Origin of the sequence: Pseudovibrio sp. W64 (genome assembly GCF_001623145.1) — a bacterium.
Lineage (GTDB): Bacteria > Pseudomonadota > Alphaproteobacteria > Rhizobiales > Stappiaceae > Pseudovibrio.
Genome location: NZ_LMCI01000007.1, coordinates 25,346 through 44,132 on the forward strand (window position 1 = coordinate 25,346; position 18,787 = coordinate 44,132).

The 18,787-nt window shown below is 52.7% G+C and carries 20 protein-coding genes and 1 other RNA gene; 7 read left to right on the forward strand and 14 right to left on the reverse strand.

The genetic code is table 11. The annotated features are described in order from the left end of the window. Nucleotides 1-20: 20 nt before the first annotated feature. The 7 genes from PsW64_RS03845 to ruvC all read right to left on the reverse strand — a co-directional run bounded on the left by PsW64_RS03845 (nucleotide 21) and on the right by ruvC (nucleotide 5,105). A complete protein-coding gene (locus PsW64_RS03845; RefSeq protein ID WP_063302748.1) occupies nucleotides 21-956 on the reverse strand; it encodes a hypothetical protein in 936 nt (311 codons plus the stop codon). A 6-nt stretch (nucleotides 957-962) separates the two neighbouring features. Then, nucleotides 963-1,421, reverse strand: a complete 459-nt coding sequence (gene tolR / locus PsW64_RS03850; RefSeq protein WP_057461980.1) for a protein TolR — start codon at nucleotides 1,419-1,421, stop codon at nucleotides 963-965. 3 nt (nucleotides 1,422-1,424) lie between these two features. Then, entirely contained in the window at nucleotides 1,425-2,210 is a 786-nt protein-coding gene (gene tolQ / locus PsW64_RS03855) for a protein TolQ (protein WP_057461981.1), read from the reverse strand. Between the two features lie 245 nt (nucleotides 2,211-2,455). Beyond that, nucleotides 2,456-2,917, reverse strand: coding sequence for a tol-pal system-associated acyl-CoA thioesterase (gene ybgC / locus PsW64_RS03860; RefSeq protein WP_063302749.1), 462 nt, complete (start codon nucleotides 2,915-2,917; stop codon nucleotides 2,456-2,458). A gap of 9 nt (nucleotides 2,918-2,926) precedes the next feature. After that, nucleotides 2,927-3,973 (reverse strand): Holliday junction branch migration DNA helicase RuvB, encoded by a 1,047-nt coding sequence (gene ruvB, locus PsW64_RS03865; protein ID WP_063290221.1) that lies wholly within the window; start codon nucleotides 3,971-3,973, stop codon nucleotides 2,927-2,929. Further along, nucleotides 3,973-4,587, reverse strand: a complete 615-nt coding sequence (gene ruvA / locus PsW64_RS03870; RefSeq protein WP_063302750.1) for a Holliday junction branch migration protein RuvA — start codon at nucleotides 4,585-4,587, stop codon at nucleotides 3,973-3,975. Before ruvA ends, ruvB begins: the two co-directional genes overlap by 1 nt. Next, a complete protein-coding gene (gene ruvC, locus PsW64_RS03875; protein WP_082827053.1) occupies nucleotides 4,584-5,105 on the reverse strand; it encodes a crossover junction endodeoxyribonuclease RuvC in 522 nt (173 codons plus the stop codon). The genes ruvA and ruvC overlap by 4 nt, the downstream gene beginning before the upstream one ends. Nucleotides 5,106-5,228: 123 nt before the next feature. On the opposite strand from ruvC, the gene PsW64_RS03880 reads away from it, so the two are divergent. From PsW64_RS03880 to PsW64_RS03890, 3 genes are all read left to right on the forward strand, one after another. After that, nucleotides 5,229-5,984 carry a sulfite exporter TauE/SafE family protein gene (locus tag PsW64_RS03880; RefSeq protein ID WP_063302751.1) on the forward strand — a complete coding sequence of 252 codons (756 nt, stop codon included), beginning with the start codon at nucleotides 5,229-5,231 and terminating at the stop codon, nucleotides 5,982-5,984. 187 nt (nucleotides 5,985-6,171) lie between these two features. Next, nucleotides 6,172-6,933 (forward strand): sulfite exporter TauE/SafE family protein, encoded by a 762-nt coding sequence (locus PsW64_RS03885; RefSeq protein WP_208980554.1) that lies wholly within the window; start codon nucleotides 6,172-6,174, stop codon nucleotides 6,931-6,933. A gap of 130 nt (nucleotides 6,934-7,063) precedes the next feature. Then, nucleotides 7,064-7,561 (forward strand): Lrp/AsnC family transcriptional regulator, encoded by a 498-nt coding sequence (locus PsW64_RS03890; RefSeq protein ID WP_063302752.1) that lies wholly within the window; start codon nucleotides 7,064-7,066, stop codon nucleotides 7,559-7,561. A 4-nt stretch (nucleotides 7,562-7,565) separates the two neighbouring features. On the opposite strand, the gene PsW64_RS03895 is transcribed toward PsW64_RS03890, so the two are convergent. The 5 genes from PsW64_RS03895 to ssrS all read right to left on the reverse strand — a co-directional run bounded on the left by PsW64_RS03895 (nucleotide 7,566) and on the right by ssrS (nucleotide 11,278). Then, the gene (locus tag PsW64_RS03895) at nucleotides 7,566-8,150 is read right to left on the reverse strand and encodes a hypothetical protein (protein WP_208980555.1); all 585 of its coding nucleotides are present in this window, start codon (nucleotides 8,148-8,150) and stop codon (nucleotides 7,566-7,568) included. A 158-nt stretch (nucleotides 8,151-8,308) separates the two neighbouring features. Then, nucleotides 8,309-9,052, reverse strand: a complete 744-nt coding sequence (locus tag PsW64_RS03900) for a YebC/PmpR family DNA-binding transcriptional regulator (protein WP_063302754.1) — start codon at nucleotides 9,050-9,052, stop codon at nucleotides 8,309-8,311. Between the two features lie 235 nt (nucleotides 9,053-9,287). After that, on the reverse strand, nucleotides 9,288-10,124 hold the full coding sequence (locus PsW64_RS03905) for a TIGR00282 family metallophosphoesterase (protein ID WP_063291526.1): 837 nt from the start codon (nucleotides 10,122-10,124) through the stop codon (nucleotides 9,288-9,290). A 243-nt stretch (nucleotides 10,125-10,367) separates the two neighbouring features. Further along, entirely contained in the window at nucleotides 10,368-10,961 is a 594-nt protein-coding gene (locus PsW64_RS03910) for a 5-formyltetrahydrofolate cyclo-ligase (protein ID WP_063302755.1), read from the reverse strand. Between the two features lie 157 nt (nucleotides 10,962-11,118). Continuing rightward, nucleotides 11,119-11,278, reverse strand: a non-coding RNA gene (gene ssrS, locus PsW64_RS03915) — 6S RNA. Between the two features lie 268 nt (nucleotides 11,279-11,546). Here ssrS and nagE point away from each other — a divergent pair. After that, nucleotides 11,547-12,965 carry an N-acetylglucosamine-specific PTS transporter subunit IIBC gene (gene nagE / locus PsW64_RS03920; protein ID WP_063302756.1) on the forward strand — a complete coding sequence of 473 codons (1,419 nt, stop codon included), beginning with the start codon at nucleotides 11,547-11,549 and terminating at the stop codon, nucleotides 12,963-12,965. On the opposite strand, the gene PsW64_RS03925 is transcribed toward nagE, so the two are convergent. Together PsW64_RS03925 and PsW64_RS03930 are read right to left on the reverse strand one after the other, a co-directional pair. Further along, nucleotides 12,962-13,399, reverse strand: a complete 438-nt coding sequence (locus PsW64_RS03925; RefSeq protein ID WP_063290226.1) for a cell division protein ZapA — start codon at nucleotides 13,397-13,399, stop codon at nucleotides 12,962-12,964. The genes nagE and PsW64_RS03925 overlap by 4 nt on opposite strands. Before the next feature lie 5 nt (nucleotides 13,400-13,404). Beyond that, nucleotides 13,405-13,701, reverse strand: coding sequence for a DUF4164 domain-containing protein (locus PsW64_RS03930; protein ID WP_057461991.1), 297 nt, complete (start codon nucleotides 13,699-13,701; stop codon nucleotides 13,405-13,407). 556 nt (nucleotides 13,702-14,257) lie between these two features. On the opposite strand from PsW64_RS03930, the gene tkt reads away from it, so the two are divergent. From tkt to PsW64_RS03945, 3 genes are all read left to right on the forward strand, one after another. Then, nucleotides 14,258-16,258, forward strand: a complete 2,001-nt coding sequence (gene tkt, locus PsW64_RS03935) for a transketolase (protein WP_063302757.1) — start codon at nucleotides 14,258-14,260, stop codon at nucleotides 16,256-16,258. A 124-nt stretch (nucleotides 16,259-16,382) separates the two neighbouring features. Then, nucleotides 16,383-17,390 (forward strand): type I glyceraldehyde-3-phosphate dehydrogenase, encoded by a 1,008-nt coding sequence (gene gap / locus PsW64_RS03940; RefSeq protein ID WP_063302758.1) that lies wholly within the window; start codon nucleotides 16,383-16,385, stop codon nucleotides 17,388-17,390. Between the two features lie 183 nt (nucleotides 17,391-17,573). Then, nucleotides 17,574-18,764, forward strand: coding sequence for a phosphoglycerate kinase (locus PsW64_RS03945; protein WP_063302759.1), 1,191 nt, complete (start codon nucleotides 17,574-17,576; stop codon nucleotides 18,762-18,764). Nucleotides 18,765-18,787 lie beyond the last annotated feature (23 nt).

Here is an 18,787-nt window from a genome sequence, read left to right on the forward strand (position 1 = left end):
GCTCCTTTCAATCTCAATACCTAGTATCCAAGCATATCGCGTGGATCAAAATTCAAGATGACGGTTTTCCATGCATCATATTTAGCTGCTGGCAGAGAATACGGACCGCAGCGATAGACCGCGCGTTCTGCACTGCTTGCAGCAGCTCTGAATGTCGGGTTACTGCTGGAATTCAGAACCTTTATCTGCCCTTCAACTTCACCGGTACGGCTCAAGTTAAACTCTAGGCGAACGTTAAGATCTTCAGCACCAGCGGCACCCACAGGTGGGTTCCAGCACCGGGCAACCTGTCCGCGAAGCGCATCCAGTTCAGACTGGCTCATCTTCACGTTGGTCTGACCCAATTCGGATCCAAGAGAAGCCGGTTTTGCGGACTTTGCAGTCCCGCTCGACTTCGCATTCGTTTTGTTCAGCAAAGCCGCCATCTTCGAGTTAAAATCTTCCTTCTTCTTCGGCTCTTCCTTCTTCGGCGCTTTAGGGCGCGCTGGAGGCTTTGGCTTAGAACGTGGACGGACTTTAACGACCTGCTTCGGCTTTTCTGTTTTCTCGACTTCAGGACCAAGTTCTGCAGTCTCCGCAGGAGCCTTCTCTTTTGGCACTTCCTTTGGGGCTGGTTCTGGCTCAGCTGGTTCTGGTGGTGGCGGCGGTGTTTCAGCCTGCTGCACTTCCTTTTTCGCTTCCTGAACCTTCTTCACCTCTTTCTTAGCTTCACCGGTCTTTTTCTCCGGCTCTGGCTTTTCTGCAGGCTTCTTGGTCGGCTGCAACGCAGCCTCTTTGATTTCCTTCGCTTCTTTTGTGCCTAGCTGCAGCTTTGTCAGCTCGCTCACAGGCACAAGATCCACGGGCAGTGAATCCACCGGGGCAGTGGTCAGCTCTTTACCGAAGTTAAGCGAAACCGCTCCGGCAACAAGCACGACCACGTGAACAACTAGCGATGCGATAAGGCCTGCACGCATTCCCGGTTAACCCTGCTCCTCTAGAGTGACGAGCCCGATGCGCTTGTATCCAGCAGCATTGATGCGACCCATAACTTTCATGATGATTCCATAATCGGCATCCTGATCACCACGCACGTAGATACGTTCGTTGTAACCATTCTCGGCAATCGCACCGAGTTTCGCGATCAATTCATCAATAGGGATCTCAGTATCCTGAATGAACACGCCCCCATCAGACTTCACCGAAATCGCTATCGGCTCAGTATCACCTTCCATCGCTTTTGCGCGAGTTTCAGGCAGGTCAATCGGCACGCCGACAGTCAGCAAGGGAGCTGCCACCATAAAGATGATCAGCAGTACCAGCATCACGTCCACCATCGGCGTTACGTTGATCTCGCTCATCGGTGCGTGAGAATGCCTGCGGCGACCACGTCTGCCACCTGCACGACCACCACCACCAGCTGCTCCAGTGCTCATACCCATGGGTTATCCTCGCTCATCAATGCGGCGGGACAAAATAGCGGAAAACTCATCTGCAAAGCCTTCCATACGCGCGGCAAGCTTGCCGGAATCGCTCTGCAGTTTGTTGTAAGCAATAACCGCCGGAATAGCTGCAATCAGGCCCAAACCGGTCGCAAACAGCGCCTCGGCGATACCCGGAGCCACAACGGCAAGGTTGGTGTTCTTGGAAGCTGCAATAGACGTAAACGCATTCATGATGCCCCAAACCGTACCAAACAGACCAACAAATGGAGCCGCACTGCCAATCGTTGCAAGGAACAGCAAGCGCTTTTCAAGCCGCTCAACTTCACGGGAGATGGTCAAATCCATCACGCGGTCGATACGTTGCTGCAGGCTGGCAATCGCAGGCTTATCCCCTTCATGAGAGCGCTTCCACTCACGCATCGCAGCCACAAACAATGCGGACATGCCGTTATTCGCGCGGGAGGATAAAGACTTATAAAGCTCTTCGAGAGATTGGCCGGACCAGAACACATTCTCAAAACGGTTCATCTGGCGACGAGAGCGACCGTACAGAACAATCTTGTCAAAGATAATCGCCCAGCTCCAGACAGAAGCAGCGATCAGACCGATCATTACAATCTTGACGACGATGTCTGCTTCCAGAAACAACGAAATGTAGGACAAGCCCGAACCCGGAGCTGCACCCAGCTCAACAGATTGCACGTCCTGAGCCGTTGCAGCCAATGGCGTCAACAAAGCCACCGCTGCGCTCATGGCCACAACGAGTTTCATCACCTTAGAGTTCATGTAATAAGGACCTCTTGCCCTGATAACCCAAAGACCTGTCCACGGTAGAACCCCTGCCATGGACACAACCAGTCTATTAAACATTTAGCAGCCTTCCTGCCTGTCGAATTTGGCGAAACTTCGACTACAGCCAGCATTGAAGGCATAAATGAAAAGACCTGTTTAAGGTTACTGAAGGATTAAAAGGTTTCCAGTCCCGTTTACTTTGAATGAATATTGGTGATTTTTCGCGATGATTATCGCGCTTATTCGCCGTTCATTTGGGCGACTAGATCCTTGGGCAATCTGCGTGGTTTCCCGTCCGCAGAAATAGCCACAGCAGTCACACGCGCCTTGATCAAAACTTCGTCACCACGCATAACTCTCTGGCTTATAAACATTCGGACACCCTTCACCTCACTGATATCCGTATGAACTTCAAGCACATCATCGATTCGTGCAGGCTTGAGAAAATCAATATCCATATGGCGAACAGCAAACGCCAGACGCTCCCCATGCATGCCTGAATCCAGTTCATGATGATGCACACCGCGCATACGCAGCAGCTCAGTGCGGCCACGCTCCATGAACTTCAGATAAGCCGCGTGATAGACGACGCCGGAAAAGTCGGTGTCCTCGTAATACACACGCACAGGCAAAATATGTTCGTTGCCGTCAACTCGCCCTGTCAGATCGGGCCAATTTGCCTCAGTTTTTTTGGTGTTCATATCTGCAGGTCAGTCTTCATCGTGTTGAAAAAGAGCCATCTGAGGTGCATTCGGGTTGTCCGGCACCGCCAAACCAAGGTGTTTGAAAGCGATTGGCGTCAAAATTCGGCCACGCGGTGTCCGTTGTAGGTAGCCATTCTGGATAAGATACGGCTCAACAATCTCTTCAATCGCATCCCGCGGCTCAGAAAGAGCCGCTGCAATCGTCTCGATTCCAACAGGGCCGCCACCAAAGTTCAGCGCAATCTGCTTCAGATAACGCCGATCGAGGCTGTCAAAGCCAGCACTGTCCACTTCCAGCTGCCGCAAAGCCCGGTCAGCAAGCCCACTGTCAATCTCAGCATCCCCGGCAACAATCGCAAAGTCCCGCACACGGCGTAACAAACGTCCTGCAATACGCGGTGTCCCGCGGGAGCGCTTGGCAATCTCTCGTGCACCCGCATCACTCATACCGATTCCCAAGAGTCGCGCACCGCGCTTCACAATCAGCTCCAGCTCTTCCGGAGTATAAAACTCAAGTCGAACAGGAATGCCAAAGCGGTCACGCAACGGTGTCGTCAGCAAGCCAATACGGGTCGTTGCGGCCACCAAAGTAAACTTGGCAAGGTCAATCTTCACAGACCGCGCGGCTGGTCCCTCACCAATGATGAGATCGAGCTGGTAATCCTCCATTGCCGGATACAACACCTCTTCAACCGCAGGGTTGAGACGGTGGATCTCATCAATGAACAAAACATCCCGATCTTCCAGATTGGTCAGCAGCGCAGCCAGATCACCCGCTTTTGCAATCACGGGGCCGGAAGTTGCCCGGAAGTTCACCCCAAGTTCACGCGCCATAATCTGCGCCAGCGTTGTCTTACCAAGGCCTGGAGGCCCGACAAACAACACATGATCCAGCGCTTCACTCCGTGCCTTCGCTGCTCCAATGAAAACCTTCAGGTTTTCACGAGCCTGCGCCTGTCCGGTAAAGTCATCCAGCGTTTGCGGACGCGTTCCGCTGTCAATCTCGTCGCCCCGAATTTCAGGAGTAACAAGGCGATCCTCACCCTCATTCATTACGCAAGTTCCTTAAGGCCGAGGCGAATAAGTTTTTCAGCGCTGGCATCTTCACCTGCTGTTTTTACAGCAGCTGCCACAGCGGCTGAGGCCTGAGCGGGCTGATAGCCGAGATTGGAAAGAGCCGAGACAGCATCTGCCACAGGCCGGGACGCCACATTTTCCGCAACGCTTTGGGAAACAGCAATGGTGTCATCTTCAACAGAGGCAAAGGCAGGCGCTTTGTCTTTCAGCTCTGTCACGATACGCTCAGCAACGCGCTTGCCAACACCCGGCGCCCGTGTGATCGCAGTCTTATCGCCCAGCGCAATCGCGTTCGCCACTTCAGTCGCCCGCATGATGCCTAAAATGCCCAGCGCAACCTTTGCACCAACACCCTGAACGGTCATGAGAATGCGGAACCATTCACGCTCACTGTCCTCGGAAAAACCAAAGAGCTTGATCATATCCTCACGGACCATGGTCTCAATGGCCAGCACAGCAGCTTCGCCGACACGCGGCAATTGCTGCAACACGCGAGAAGGGCAATGCACCTGATAACAAACGCCCTGCACATCCAGCAGTACAAAATCATCGCCGTAACTGTCGACGACACCCTTGAGTTTCCCGATCATTTCAAACGCGCCTCCGCTGCGGCCAGACGGCCCGTTACACTACCCCGGTGATGACTATGGCAGATCGCAATCGCCAGTGCATCCGCCGCGTCGTCCGAATTAAACGTCGCCTTCGGCATCAACACCTTCACCATCATACGGATTTGCTCTTTTTCCGCATGCCCGGTTCCCACCACAGTCTTTTTCACCAGGTTCGGAGCATATTCTGAAACCACGAGATTGTGCAGAGATGGCACAAGCAGAGCGATCCCCCTCGCCTGCCCCAGCTTAAGCGTAGCTCCGGCATCCTTGTTCACAAACGTATTCTCAACCGCAGCCTCGGAAGGATCATAGCGTTCAATCACTTCTTGCAAGCCAGTGTACAACTGCTTGAGCCGTTCTGCGAGGGAGTACTTGCTGTTGGATTGTATCGTGCCGCTTCCAATGAAGCTGACGCGATTACCTTTGGCATCAATAATGCCCCAACCAGTGTTCCTGAGGCCAGGGTCAACACCCATGATTCGAATTGAATGATCCATAGAACAAACCGGTAACGAAAAATCTCCGAAGACGCTAGCCGGTAACCTCAACCAATCGCTTAATCCGTTAAAATTCAGGAGTAATCCACGCGTTCCTGCAAATCCTGCAGGTAAGGACCCGGTATGATTGAAGCATTGTCTGCACACTCCGCCTTGCAGTTGTGTCTGGTGGCTGGAGCCATCCTTTTGGCAGGTTTGATGCGCGGATTTGCCGGGTTTGGCTCAGGTATGGTCTGGATCCCCCTCGCTGCGCTGGTCATCGGCCCAAAACTCGCTGCCGCCACACTTCTCATCCTCGACACCGTCATCGCACTGCCACTCATTTTCCCGGCAACCAAGCTGTGCCGATGGAAAAGCGTCGTGCCTGCCGCCATTGGAGCGATCCTGGCTGTCTCTGTCGGCGCATGGATCCTCGCCAACGCACCACCCTTTATTCTGCACTGGGGCATATCCATCGTAGTGCTCGCGCTGCTGGCCGTCCTCATGTCCAACTGGACTTATTCGGAGGAACCCAGCCGTAAACAGAACCTCGGTGTCGGTGCACTCTCTGGCCTGCTTGGCGGCTTCAGCCAGATGCCATCCATCCCTATCTACACACTTTGGGCCACCGGCCCCCATCCACAAAACGTAATCCGCGCTAACATGATCGTGTTTATCGCGATAGCTGACGTCTCCGCGTATGCCTCCTACGCTTACAACGGCCTTTTCACAAAAGAACTCATCCCAGTCCTGATCATCGCAGGTCCAATCTATCTGGGTTGTCTTATGTTTGGTGCGAAAGCCTTCAAAAGCGCACCACTTACGTATTTCAAATGGGCCGCAAAAGGCATCATCTTCCTCGCTGCGGTCGTTTCCCTGCCATTCTTCCACGACCTCTAGCCATACCTGCCTCACTCAATTTCCCGCAGTTTCACAAGGCTAAAGGGCAAATTGCGATGTCCTCCAGAGGGTAATTGAGAAATTCTCGACAATTCCTCCAATTGTCCCGATTGGAGGAAGGCACCTTCGTAACTTATAGTCCGCACAACTAGGAAGCCTAAAACCGACCTTCTCAGCAGAGGCATATATGCTCCCAGACGTCGCAGGACTAGAATCCCCGGCCTTCTTGATGGTGTGCGCAACTATAGCGCTCGCCGGGTTGACCCGTGGGTTTGCGGGCTTCGGAGCCGCGATGATCTACATGCCCATTGCCTCCGCCATTATGGAACCAAAGCTGGCCGCAGCCTCTCTTCTCATGGTCGATGCAACAATCTCACTCCCCATGGTGGTCTCAGCCACCAAAATCTGCGACTGGAGAACCGTCCTTCCAGCAGCAGGAGGGGCAGTGATCACCGTATCTATCGGCGCATGGGTACTCACGAATGCCGATCCCTACGTTTTGCGCTGGGTTCTGTCCGGTGTGGTACTCCTCCTGCTAATCATTTTGATTTCGGGATGGCGCTACACCAAGGCACCCAACAAGCGCACCTCCTTTGGGGTTGGCGCAGTTTCCGGCCTGCTCGGTGGCATGACACAACTGGCTGGCCCTCCGGTCATCACCTATTGGATGTCTGGCCCCCTACCCGTCAGCGTCATTCGCGCCAACCTGATCACCTACTTCTTCTTCACCAGTTTCGGCTCATTTGCAGCGTTCTGGTGGAATGGCCTGATCACACAGGAGCTGCTGCTCCTCTCACTCCTGATCTGCCCGGCATACGGCCTGAGCATCTATTTGGGAGCCAAAGGCTTCTCACTATCAAGCGGTCGCTCGTACCGCGCACTCGCTTATTCACTCATCTTGGGAGCCGCCATCACAAGCATGCCAATTTTGGATGGAATTCTCAGATGATCTAAGACCATACACACACGTTGATAACGGCCACAAGAAGCCAAGAACAACCGACACATCTTGCGAAACAAAGAAAAACAACTTAGTTTCCGCAATAATATCCCTATAAACAGACGAAAAAACCAGATTTATGCCAAAATCATCGCTCGACAAGATTGACCTAGAAATCCTGAAGAATCTTCAGGAGGACGGTCGCCTAACCAACGTAGAGTTGGCAGGTAAAGTTGCCCTATCCCCATCTCCATGCCTGCGCCGCGTCAAAAACCTCGAAGACAGCGGCGTGATCAACGGCTATCAGGCATCCGTGAACCGCAAGACTGTTGGTCTTGGCATGACGGTCTTTGTTGAAATGCGCGTAGGCAAACAAAGCAAAGCGCAGATCATGTCAATCATCGAGCGCGTCACCTCTCAGCCAGAGGTCGTATCTTGTCATCTGGTCTCAGGTCAGTCTGATATCCTTGCTGAGATCGTTGTCCCAACGCTGGAAGCCTACGACGTCTTCCTCTCTGACTTCCTGATGTCACTGGACGGCGTCGAAGATGTACGCTCCAACTTTGCAATCCGCACACTCAAAGCAAACGGCGCATTGCCACTACAGCATTTGGAATCCATCATCGACGATGGTTAATCAATCAGGAGGCGTCCTCGTTCTTACCTGAGCCGGTAACGATCTGCGCCATACTGACAAGCTCGGAAATTCTGTCCTGAAGGAAGTTGCTGTTTTGAGCGATGAGCAGCATCTGCCTTTGATAAAGGCAAAACAAGTATGCACCAATACAAAGCCCCAATCCGATAAGGGAGAGGGGCTGCCCGAGCAAAGCAAGGCCGATGTAGAGCAAAGGTGGGAACACAGTCACAATGACTGAACACAGGGATACCCACCACTCTCCCTTATGAAAACCATTGATCGGCATGGTTAGAATAGCAGCTGTCGCAATCAGACAGCGCTCTTTCATTGTCCGGGCAATGTTCACCGCCTGCCGCAGATACAGCGCTGTCAGTAGACCAGCCACCGTCAGCACATACGGCGCACTGAGCACACAAAAGCCGTAGACCCGCGCCACCAACGGCGCCCTCTCCTCCCAAACACCGGAAGGCGTTTCCAGCACGGCACCAAGAACCAGCAGAGCGGCATAGGCAATCGCCAGCAAATGCAGCCGCCATGCCGAGCCAATGGCATGTTCAATCACGCGAACCTTGTCGTTTTCCTCACTCACCAACCTGCCTCAACCCTGATCATGGTCGCAAAAAGGTTTCACAGAGCCCGAACGAAGCCAACTCCATTGAAATCAGGGGCACCCTCACAAAACAAGCACGCAACAAAAAAGGCGGCACGCAAAACGTACCGCCTTTAAAGCTTAATCAGAAAACAGGCTTAGCCGAGCTTTGCCATGATTTCCTCTGAGATGTCGAAGTTAGAGAAGACATTCTGCACGTCATCATCATCTTCCAGCGCATCCATCAGCTTCATGATGGTGCCGGCTTTTTCTTCGTTCACTTCTACAAGATTCTGCGGCTTCCAGATGGTCTTCACAGACTCAGCTTCGCCCAACGCACCTTCCAGCGCCTTGGAAACGTCGGAGAGATCCTCGAAGGCACAGATAATGGTGTGGCCGTCTTCATCGCTCTCAACGTCATCAGCACCGGCTTCAATGCCAGCTTCCATGACGGTGTCCGCATCACCAGCTTCAGGCTTGTAAACAAGCTCGCCAACACGATCGAACATGAAGGAAACAGAACCGGTTTCCCCCATGGATCCACCGTATTTGGTGAAGTAGGAACGCACATTTGCAGCAGAGCGGTTTTTGTTGTCAGTCAGGACCTCAACAATAATCGCGGTGCCACCTGGGCCATAACCCTCATAGCGAATCTCGGTATAATCAGCACCCTCACCAGCCTGAGACTTTGCGATCGCGCGGGCAATGTTGTCCTTCGGCATGGACTGGGCCTTCGCGTTCTGCACAGCAAGGCGCAGGCGAGGGTTTTTGTCCGGGTCAGGATCACCCATCTTCGCAGCAACGGTAATCTCTTTGGAAAAGCGAGAGAACAGCTTGGAACGCACAGCATCCTGACGTCCCTTGCGGTGCATGATATTTTTGAATTTTGAATGTCCGGCCATAGGTCTTCCCGGCTTGTGTTTGCAAATAAAACTTATAGCTCAAAGGAGCGCTCACCAAGCCGCTGATAGCCTGGACAGCGCTCGCCCCGACACGCATGTCGCCAAAACGTCGAGCAAATTTGATGAAAGCTTATAAGACGCTTACACGACAAAATCCAGAGCAAGAAACCGCGAGATAAGGCGCGACCTTACTCGTACCTGTCGTTTATCGTGTAAGCATGATGTTTATTCAGGCTCAGCCGTTTGCTGCACTTGGCCAGAATGGTGGGATAATCTGCGACAAACGCCCGCCAATCCGTACCGGAGAGACATGCTTGGCCAGACCCGTGCGATCATCCGTCTCAACAGCAACACCACAAACCGTTGCCTCACCCAATGCAGGTGTAAAACGGCTGCCATTCACTTTGCGCAGGAAGCGGTTGACTGGTTCTTCCTTATCCATACCTAAAACAGAATCGTAATCGCCGCACATACCCGCATCGGACATATAGGCCGTGCCGCCTACCAGAACCTGATGATCAGCAGTCGGAACATGCGTGTGGGTGCCAACTACCAGAGACGCACGGCCATCACAGAAGTGACCCATCGCCTGCTTTTCACTGGTCGCTTCGGCGTGCATATCAATAATGATCGCATCAGCCATAGCGCCCAGCGGGCAATCAGCCAGAATTTTATCGATAGCAGCAAACGGACAATCCAGTGCATCCATGTAAACGCGGCCCATCACATTCACTACCAGCACATCAGCACCATTTCTTGCGCGGTAAAGGTTAGCGCCCTTACCCGGCGTGCCTGATGGATAGTTTGCAGGACGCAGCAAGCGGTTCTGACGCTCAATATAAACAAGCGTATCGCGCTGATCCCAAATGTGGTTGCCAGTGGTAACAACGTCAGCACCAGCATCCAGCACATTTTCAAGAATTTCTTCGGTGATACCAAAGCCTGCTGCGGAGTTTTCGCCGTTCACAACGACAAAATCCAATTGGTTGTCTTCAACAAGTTGAGGCAGTTCATCAGTCGCAGCGTTGCGACCAGCGCGCCCAACAAGATCCCCAAGAAACAGCAGCTGCATTTATACACCCTTTCAAACGTATCCCCGAAATGCCCGCTCGGCTTTCTATCAGGACACGCACAAAACAAACCGTAGAACATGACGCGTAACTGCATTTAAACGCGAGACATGCCCTGCCACGTATTCCAGACCTAAGGCTTTATAATGAAAGAATACGCGCACATCATTTGGACCAAAGCAGACCCGCCAGCTCTCGAGCATTTCATGCAAATCGCAGAAAGGCCCAGTGCCTGACAAATCACTCTAATCACCAGCTTTCAGAAGCCCATGATCTGTCAGGATTCCATCCAATTGACGATCATGCGGTTCCATCGGAACCTCTTCTACCTCTTGAACCGCAAATGCAACCCCAATCGCAGTGAGATCGGTAAGTTTTTCCAGATCACTCAATGCACGGTCGTAAAAACCTTTGCCATATCCGATGCGGTTGCAATCCCCATCAAAGGCAGAGAGTGGCACCAGCACCACATTGGGGTGCAAAACCTCTGCCTCAGGCCCCGGTGCCATACTGCCAAAACCCGCCGGTTCCAGCGGCCCGCCCTTATCCAGACGGCGAAACTCAAGATCATCACCAATGACAACAGGAAGGCACAAAGAACAGCCACTCTTCGCCAATGCATCCATCAGCGGACGTGGATCAACCTCATCACGAATAGGCCAGAACCCGGCAACAACCGATCCCGGTTCCACCCCAAGCTCACCAACATATCCGACAAGATCAAGCGACCGCTCAATCCGCTCTACTGACGATAGAGTTGCCCGCGCAGCAAGTCCTGCTTTGCGGACTTCACGCTTGGCCAGCTTGCACTCATCATTCTCGATGTCTTGGGATGTCAACACGCACCTCACTTCTATTGAATGGCGCATTTCCGAAAGGACTGGATCACTTATCGGAACACAATACGCATGAACGACGCGCATTATGATGCAGCCTGCGAAAAATCGCAAAGCAAGAGAGCATCACTGAAATGAGAGAGGAAAACAAAAAGATAAGAGCGCGCCACAACAGCCGTTGGAGAGTGTGCAATCCCGGAGAACCTACTATGTAGGTGGGCGCCGTGTCCCCAAGCCCACGAGCGAGGGAAGGAACAGCTCCCAAAGGAATGCGTAAGGCCCCGGGGATATGTGTCTCCTGACGAACCGCGCAGCAACGCAATGGGTGATATAGGCCAGAGCGAACAAAATTACCAGCCCCTCAGATCCAACCTTCCCATTAAATCAAGCGTAACCCACTGTCATAAACAAGTATCGCCAGCCCGTATGCGGGTAATTTTTCAAGACTATTAACTCGATCACCGAGAACCCTTCATAACGCAAGGGCACGTTCGGCAGCTTCTTCATAGTTTCCGCGTAAATAAGGACACATGAAGAGGAAGCCGAACTTCAAGGCCCCTGGGTTTTATCGAGAGGAAGGAAAGTTGAATGTCAAACAATGCATTTGCAGGCGTTCAGAAGCTCGGGCAATCCTTGATGCTGCCAATTGCAGTGCTGCCGGTCGCAGCGATCCTCCTGCGCATTGGACAAGCCGATCTTCTTAATCTTCCCTTCGTTGCCTCTGCTGGAAGTGCAATTTTCGCCAATCTGGGCATGCTGTTTGCCGTAGGTATCGCAGTTGGGTTTGCAAAGGAGAACCACGGCGCAGCAGCTCTGGCAGGTTTGGTCGGCTTCCTCGTTGCACAACAAGGCGCTGTTGAATTGGCAGGGCTCAGTCCAGAACAAGCTCTCAAGATGGAAGGCCGTATTGCAGTCCCGGTCGGGATCATCATGGGTATTACGGCAGGCCTGCTCTACAACAAATTCCGGGATATCAAGCTTCCCGACTACCTCGCCTTTTTTGGAGGCCGCCGCTTTGTTCCCATTGTGGCCGGCGTCGCCGCACTGCTCGTCGCCGCCCTCTTTGGGTATGGCTGGCTCTGGTTCGACAGGGCTTTAATCTCCCTCACAAACACAATTACGCATATGGGTGATGTGGGCTTGTTCCTCTATGGCGCTTTGAACCGACTGCTGATCGTCACAGGCCTTCATCACATCCTGAACAACATCGCCTGGTTCATTCTGGGTGATTATATCACCGCCTCAGGAGATGTTGTCACCGGCGATCTGAACCGCTTTTTCACAGGAGATCCAACCGCCGGAGCCTACATGGCCGGCTTTTTCCCAGTCATGATGTTTGGGCTCCCCGCCGCATGCCTTGCCATGTACCATTGCTCAAAGCCAGAAAATCGCAAAGTCGTAGGAGGCATATTGCTCTCCATGGCGCTCACGTCATTTCTGACCGGAATAACTGAGCCGATCGAGTTTGCCTTTATGTTCCTGGCCCCTGCACTTTACGTGATCCACGCAATCCTCACAGGCGTCTCGATGGTTGTCATGAACGTGCTGGGTGTGAAGCTGGGCTTTGGTTTCTCAGCAGGTTTGTTCGACTACCTGATCAACTACGGCATCTCCACAAAACCGCTCCTGCTAATCCCGGTTGGAGCTGCATTCTTCGCCATCTACTACTTTCTGTTCGTGGCAACTATTAAGCTTTTTGACCTGAAGACCATGGGTCGTGAAACTACAAAAACGGATAACACAGCGGACAACCCAACCGAAACAAACAGCAAAGCGCATGCTTATCTGGAAGCCTTGGGTGGCTCAGCCAACCTTTTGGAAATAGATGCCTGCGCAACCCGGTTGCGCCTGAAAGTGGTAGATAGTGATGCCATCAATGAAGCAGTTTTGAAGCAACTCGGTGTTCACGGTGTCATCAAACCTGCTGCAGGCTCGGTCCAGGTGGTTGTTGGCCCTATAGCGGACCAACTGGCAGGCGAGATAAAGGAAGAAACAAAGAGGTCTTAAGCCGCGCTTTCGTCTTCGCGCAGTTCGCTGTCCATATCAGTGCTCAGCTGCTCAATCTTGTCTGCGCTTTCCAGCAGGCGCGCAACAATTCTGGCTTCTTTCTCACGATGCTCTTTTTCGAGCTCTTCAATGCGGCTCAAATAACGCTGCTCTTGCGCAGCCAGACGCTCTTCAACAGAAGCCTCAGCTTTCCCGAGTTCTTCGATACGCCCTTCGGCGGCACGCAATTTCCGCTCAACTTCGGCAAGGTGATCCGTCACCATGATGCCCGCCATCACGGTTAAGCGCTGATCGCCAATCTCACCAAAGTTCTCTCTCAGGCTACTGATGCTGTCGTCAAAACGCTGAGCAAGACCGAGAAGCCGTTCTTCCTCACCATCATCACACGCCATGCGAAAGCTGCGATCATTGATTGTAACTGTAATCTGCGCCATTGATCTTAGCTCTCCTGTCCGTCGAGAACAGTACGAATGGATTCCATGGCAGCAACAAGGCGGCGGGAAACATCTTTGTTGACATCTTCAAGTCGCGAACCACGCGCCTCGGCCTGATCAAGCTTTGATGCCAGCTGTGTTCGATCCTCACCAATTCTCTGCAAGTCGTTTTCTAACGCATCAAGGGTCTTGTCACGGGACGTCCTACGATGAATCGCCCCCTCAAGCTTCGTGATGGAGGCAGTAATACGATCCAGCGCATGATCCAGATCTTGCCCACTATCCATCTTCACCTCTGACATCTACCTGTATCCGTACTCACCAAAACATCAGTTACCATTGGGAGATGGCAACCCGACCTAATCCCGTCTAGGGAAGCGGAAGACAATTATCCATTAGCTGGAGGGAATCGTCGAGCTTTATTCACATCATATCTTAGGAATATGCGAGAACCATCTCATTTATCAGTGATTACAGAACTTACAAAGGCCTTCGACTCGGAAAATTACCCGACGCAACATTCGTGAACAAAATACAAGCTTCGCCACCATAAAAATCTAATGAACACGCATTTTACGCTAAGCAAATTCACTCATTAAAGAGACCTTGGCAACATAACTTATGTTGACAAATGCTATTCAAATTTCAAAAGCGCTCAACTTACGCAATAAACGGCACCAGAAGAGCTCAGTTTCATTGACTCAACTTTCTGACCTGCTATGTCTCCTTCCGTTATTCGTTCGTGGACAACTGCCAATTCGCATTAGTCTGGGGCAAAGACTATGGCAACTGTCATCGAATTTACACTAGCTATTAGTAAAGAACCGGCTGCCCTGCCGGGTCGACAGCGGGAATAAGATGACCGATCTCGAAAAGCACTCTCGCATGGCGAATGCGATACGCTTTCTTTCAATGGATGCCGTTGAAAAAGCAAAATCTGGCCACCCAGGACTTCCAATGGGTGCAGCTGACATCGCAACGGTCCTGTTTTCCAAGTTTCTGAAGTTTGATCCGAACTCCCCGAAATGGGCAGACCGCGATCGCTTTGTGCTCTCCGCAGGGCACGGATCCATGCTGCTGTATTCCACACTCTATCTGCTGGGATACGAAGACTTCTCCATTGAACAGCTTCAGCAGTTCCGCCAGCTTGGCGCACGGACATGCGGCCACCCGGAATACGGTCATGGCGCAGGCATCGAGACCACCACTGGTCCTCTCGGTCAAGGTCTTGGCAACGCAGTCGGCATGGCCATCGCTGAGCGTCTGCAGGAAGAGCGTTTCGGCAAAGATCTCGTAAACCACTACACCTACGTTCTCGCAGGTGACGGTTGCTTGATGGAAGGTATCTCTCAGGAATCTATTTCTCTGGCAGGTCACCTCAAGCTGAACAAACTGATCCTCATCTGGGACGACAACGGCATCACCATTGATGGTTCCGTAGATCTGTCAGACAGCACCGATCAGATTGCACGCTTCAAAGCATCTGGCTGGAACACCATCTCAATCGATGGTCATGATCCGGAAGAAATCGAAGCAGCGCTGACCGAAGCTCGCAAGAGTGACAAGCCAACAATGATTGCGGCGAAAACCACAATCGGCTTCGGGTCTCCAAACAAGTCCGGCACCAACAAAGTGCACGGTGCTCCTCTGGGCGCTGAAGAAATTGCAGCAACCCGCGAAGCTCTTGGCTGGTCTGCTGAGCCGTTTGAGGTCCCAAGCGACGTTCTCGATGCATGGCGCATCTCAGGTCTGCGTTCCGCAAACGCTCGCAAAGAGTGGGAACAGCGCTTCAACGAAGCAAACCCTGAGCAGCGTGGCGAGTTTGAGCGCCGTTGCCGTGGCGATCTGCCATCCGGCTTCGACGCAGCAATCGACGCCTACAAGAAAGAGCTTGCAGACACCCAGCCAAAAATTGCGACCCGTAAGGCGTCCCAGGCTGTTCTGAAAGTGATCACAGGTGCTGTACCTGAAACCATCGGCGGCTCTGCTGACCTGACTGGTTCCAACAACACCAACACCGAACATACACCACCAGTCACTCCGGACGATTTCTCCGGCCGCTTCATTCACTGGGGCATCCGTGAGCACGGCATGGCTGCAGCAATGAACGGTATGGCCCTGCACGGCGGAGTTATCCCCTACTCTGGTGGCTTCCTGATCTTCTCCGATTACTGCCGTCCGTCTCTGCGTCTGGCAGCCCTGATGAAGCAGCGCGTCATTCACGTAATGACCCACGATTCCATCGGTTTGGGTGAAGATGGCCCAACACACCAGCCTGTGGAGCACTTCGCGGCTCTACGTTGTATCCCAGATCTGCAGTTCTTCCGCCCAGCGGACATCACTGAGACCCTGGAATGCTGGCAGTTGGCAATGAAAGCCGCTGATAATCCAAGCGTTTTGGCTCTGACTCGTCAGAACCTACCGTCCCTTCGTCCTCACTACGAAAGCGAAAACCTGTGTGCCAAAGGCGCATACATCATCGCTGATTGTGAAGAAGAAGCGACCGTTACTCTGTTCGCAACCGGCTCCGAAGTTGAGATCGCAGTCGACGCGAAAAAAGAGCTCGACGGCAAGGGAATTGCGACCCGTGTGGTCTCCGTCCCGAGCTTCGAACTCTTCGAGCATCAATCTGACGCATATAAGAATGCCATCATTGGTGGTAGTCCGGTGAAGATCGCTGTGGAAGCGGGCGTTCGTATGGGTTGGGATCGCTTTGTCGGTTCTGATGGTGGTTTCGTAGGCATGTCAGGATTTGGTGCCTCCGCCCCTTACCAGGAGCTCTATGAGCATTTCGGGATTACTGCCGATGCAGTGGTCCAAGAGGCAGAAAAGCGCCTTGGCGATAGCGATAACGCCTAAAGCTGACTAAATGAAGCTTCTGGCTCCTCTCAGCCAGAGGCCTCTCAGAAGACGGCCGGCAAGAGCTGGCGAATATATAAAACGAGGGCGTTTTTTAAGGCGCCGTACCGAAAGAGGTTCTTAAATGGCAGTCAAGGTAGCCATCAATGGCTTTGGTCGCATTGGTCGTAATGTTCTCCGTGCAATCATTGAATCCGGTCGTACCGACATTGAAGTTGTAGCAATTAACGACCTCGGCCCGGTTGAAACGAACGCACACCTGCTGCAGTTTGACTCCGTACACGGCAAGTTCCCTGCAAAAGTGACCGTAGACGGCGACACAATCGATTGTGGTCGTGGTCCAATCAAAGTAACCGCTATCCGTGATCCTAAAGAATTGCCTTGGGGTGAAATGGGTATCGACGTTGCGTTGGAGTGCACCGGCATCTTCACCGCAAAAGAAAAAGCTTCCCTGCATCTGGAAGCTGGCGCAAAGCGCGTTCTGGTTTCTGCTCCTGCAGCAGGCGCTGACAAAACAATCGTTTACGGCGTAAACCACGACACCCTGACTTCTGAAGATCTGGTTGTTTCCAACGCATCTTGCACCACCAACTGTCTGTCTCCGGTAGCTTACGTTCTAGACAAACTGGTTGGCATCGAAAAAGGCTTCATGACCACCGTTCACTCTTACACCGGTGATCAGCCTACTCTCGACACAATGCACAAGGATCTGTACCGCGGCCGCGCAGCAGCTCTTTCCATGATCCCAACCTCCACAGGTGCTGCTAAGGCTGTTGGCCTGGTTCTGCCTGAGCTGGCTGGTAAACTGGACGGCGTTGCAATCCGCGTACCCACTCCAAACGTTTCTGTTGTTGACCTGACCTTCATCGCGAAGAAAGAAACTTCCGTAGAAGAAATCAACGCAGCAATCAAAGCAGCGGCTGAAGGCGAACTGAAGGACGTTCTTGGTTACACCGAAGTGCCAAACGTTTCTTGCGACTTCAACCACGACCCACACTCTTCCATCTTCCACATGGACCAGACCAAGGTCATGGAAGGCACAATGGTTCGTATCCTCACCTGGTACGACAACGAGTGGGGCTTCTCCAACCGCATGGCGGACACCGCTGTTGCAATGGCAAAGCTCATCTAATCAGAAAGGGGCCGCTTTTAAGCGGCCCCTTTTTTCTCACATATACCAGTGCGGAGTGATCCAATCCCTGAGCCGCACCATTCAGTGCGAAGTCTCCCATAGATTTGATCACCAACTCCGCAAAGTCTTTCTGTAAGTAAGTCGACCAGTATAAGGTCACAGACAGAAATTCCGGAGATTTTTATGTCTTTCAAAACTCTTAGCGATGCCGAACTTTCCGGCAAACGTGTTCTCGTCCGCGTAGACCTCAACGTTCCAATGAAGGATGGCATCGTTACCGACGCCACCCGTATTGAGCGTGTCCTGCCAACCATCCGCGAAATCTCCGAGGCTGGCGGCAAAGTCATCCTTCTCGCACACTTTGGCCGTCCAAAAGGCAAAGTAGTCGAAGAGATGAGCCTCGCACCTGTTGCTGGCCCTGTTGCTGACCTGCTTGGCAAACCAGTTGCTTTCGCCACAGATTGCACCGGTGACGTAGCCAAAGCCGCCATTGATGCAATGGCTGACGGCGATGTTCTGCTTCTGGAAAACACCCGCTTCTATGCTGGTGAAGAAAAGAACGATCCAGAATTCGCAAAAGCACTGGCTGCAAACGGCGACCTGTACGTAAACGACGCATTCTCTGCAGCACACCGCGCACACGGTTCCACCGAAGGCATTGCAAAGCTGCTTCCTGCATTCGCAGGCCGTACCATGCAGGCAGAGCTGGAAGCACTCGGTTCCGCACTTTCCACGCCTGAGCGTCCGGTTCTGGCAGTTGTTGGCGGCGCAAAGGTTTCCTCCAAGATCGACCTGCTCGAAAACCTCGTGTCTAAAGTAGACATCCTGGTCATCGGCGGCGGCATGGCGAACACCTTCCTCGCGGCTAAAGGCGTGAACGTCGGCAAATCCCTGTGCGAGCACGATCTGGCTGACACAGCAATCCGCATCATGGCGGCAGCTGAAAAAGCAAACTGCGAAATCGTTCTGCCAACAGATGCTGTTGTTGCATGGGAATTTGCAGCAAACACCAAGAACGAAACTGTTGCTCTCGATGCAATCCCAGCAGACGCAATGATGCTCGATGTTGGCGCAGCTTCTATCGAAGTTGTGAAAGCAAAAATCGACACCGCGAAGACCCTCGTTTGGAACGGTCCTCTCGGCGCATTCGAAATCGCACCATTCGACAAAGCAACTGTTGCAGCAGCACAGCATGCAGCAGCACGCACCAAAGAGGGCAAGCTGAAAACTGTTGCTGGTGGCGGTGACACCGTTGCAGCTCTCAACCACGCAAAAGCAAGTGAAGACTTCTCTTACATCTCCACTGCTGGCGGCGCATTCCTTGAGTGGCTGGAAGGCAAAGCACTACCTGGCGTTGTTGCTTTGGAAGCATAAGACAGTTAGTTCTTACATTATTA

Coding starts and splice junctions, on each gene's coding strand:
- ruvB (WP_063290221.1), bottom strand. CDS start 3,973: ATGAATGAGGGTGAGGATCGCCTTGTTACTCCTGAAATTCGGGGCGAC.
- ybgC (WP_063302749.1), bottom strand. CDS start 2,917: ATGAACACCAAAAAAACTGAGGCAAATTGGCCCGATCTGACAGGGCGA.
- PsW64_RS03885 (WP_208980554.1), top strand. CDS start 6,172: ATGCTCCCAGACGTCGCAGGACTAGAATCCCCGGCCTTCTTGATGGTG.
- PsW64_RS03905 (WP_063291526.1), bottom strand. CDS start 10,124: ATGCAGCTGCTGTTTCTTGGGGATCTTGTTGGGCGCGCTGGTCGCAAC.
- PsW64_RS03890 (WP_063302752.1), top strand. CDS start 7,064: ATGCCAAAATCATCGCTCGACAAGATTGACCTAGAAATCCTGAAGAAT.
- gap (WP_063302758.1), top strand. CDS start 16,383: ATGGCAGTCAAGGTAGCCATCAATGGCTTTGGTCGCATTGGTCGTAAT.
- PsW64_RS03845 (WP_063302748.1), bottom strand. CDS start 956: ATGCGTGCAGGCCTTATCGCATCGCTAGTTGTTCACGTGGTCGTGCTT.
- PsW64_RS03900 (WP_063302754.1), bottom strand. CDS start 9,052: ATGGCCGGACATTCAAAATTCAAAAATATCATGCACCGCAAGGGACGT.
- ruvA (WP_063302750.1), bottom strand. CDS start 4,587: ATGATCGGGAAACTCAAGGGTGTCGTCGACAGTTACGGCGATGATTTT.
- tolQ (WP_057461981.1), bottom strand. CDS start 2,210: ATGAACTCTAAGGTGATGAAACTCGTTGTGGCCATGAGCGCAGCGGTG.
- PsW64_RS03930 (WP_057461991.1), bottom strand. CDS start 13,701: ATGTCAGAGGTGAAGATGGATAGTGGGCAAGATCTGGATCATGCGCTG.
- tkt (WP_063302757.1), top strand. CDS start 14,258: ATGACCGATCTCGAAAAGCACTCTCGCATGGCGAATGCGATACGCTTT.
- nagE (WP_063302756.1), top strand. CDS start 11,547: ATGTCAAACAATGCATTTGCAGGCGTTCAGAAGCTCGGGCAATCCTTG.
- PsW64_RS03945 (WP_063302759.1), top strand. CDS start 17,574: ATGTCTTTCAAAACTCTTAGCGATGCCGAACTTTCCGGCAAACGTGTT.
- ruvC (WP_082827053.1), bottom strand. CDS start 5,105: ATGGATCATTCAATTCGAATCATGGGTGTTGACCCTGGCCTCAGGAAC.
- PsW64_RS03925 (WP_063290226.1), bottom strand. CDS start 13,399: ATGGCGCAGATTACAGTTACAATCAATGATCGCAGCTTTCGCATGGCG.
- tolR (WP_057461980.1), bottom strand. CDS start 1,421: ATGGGTATGAGCACTGGAGCAGCTGGTGGTGGTGGTCGTGCAGGTGGC.
- PsW64_RS03880 (WP_063302751.1), top strand. CDS start 5,229: ATGATTGAAGCATTGTCTGCACACTCCGCCTTGCAGTTGTGTCTGGTG.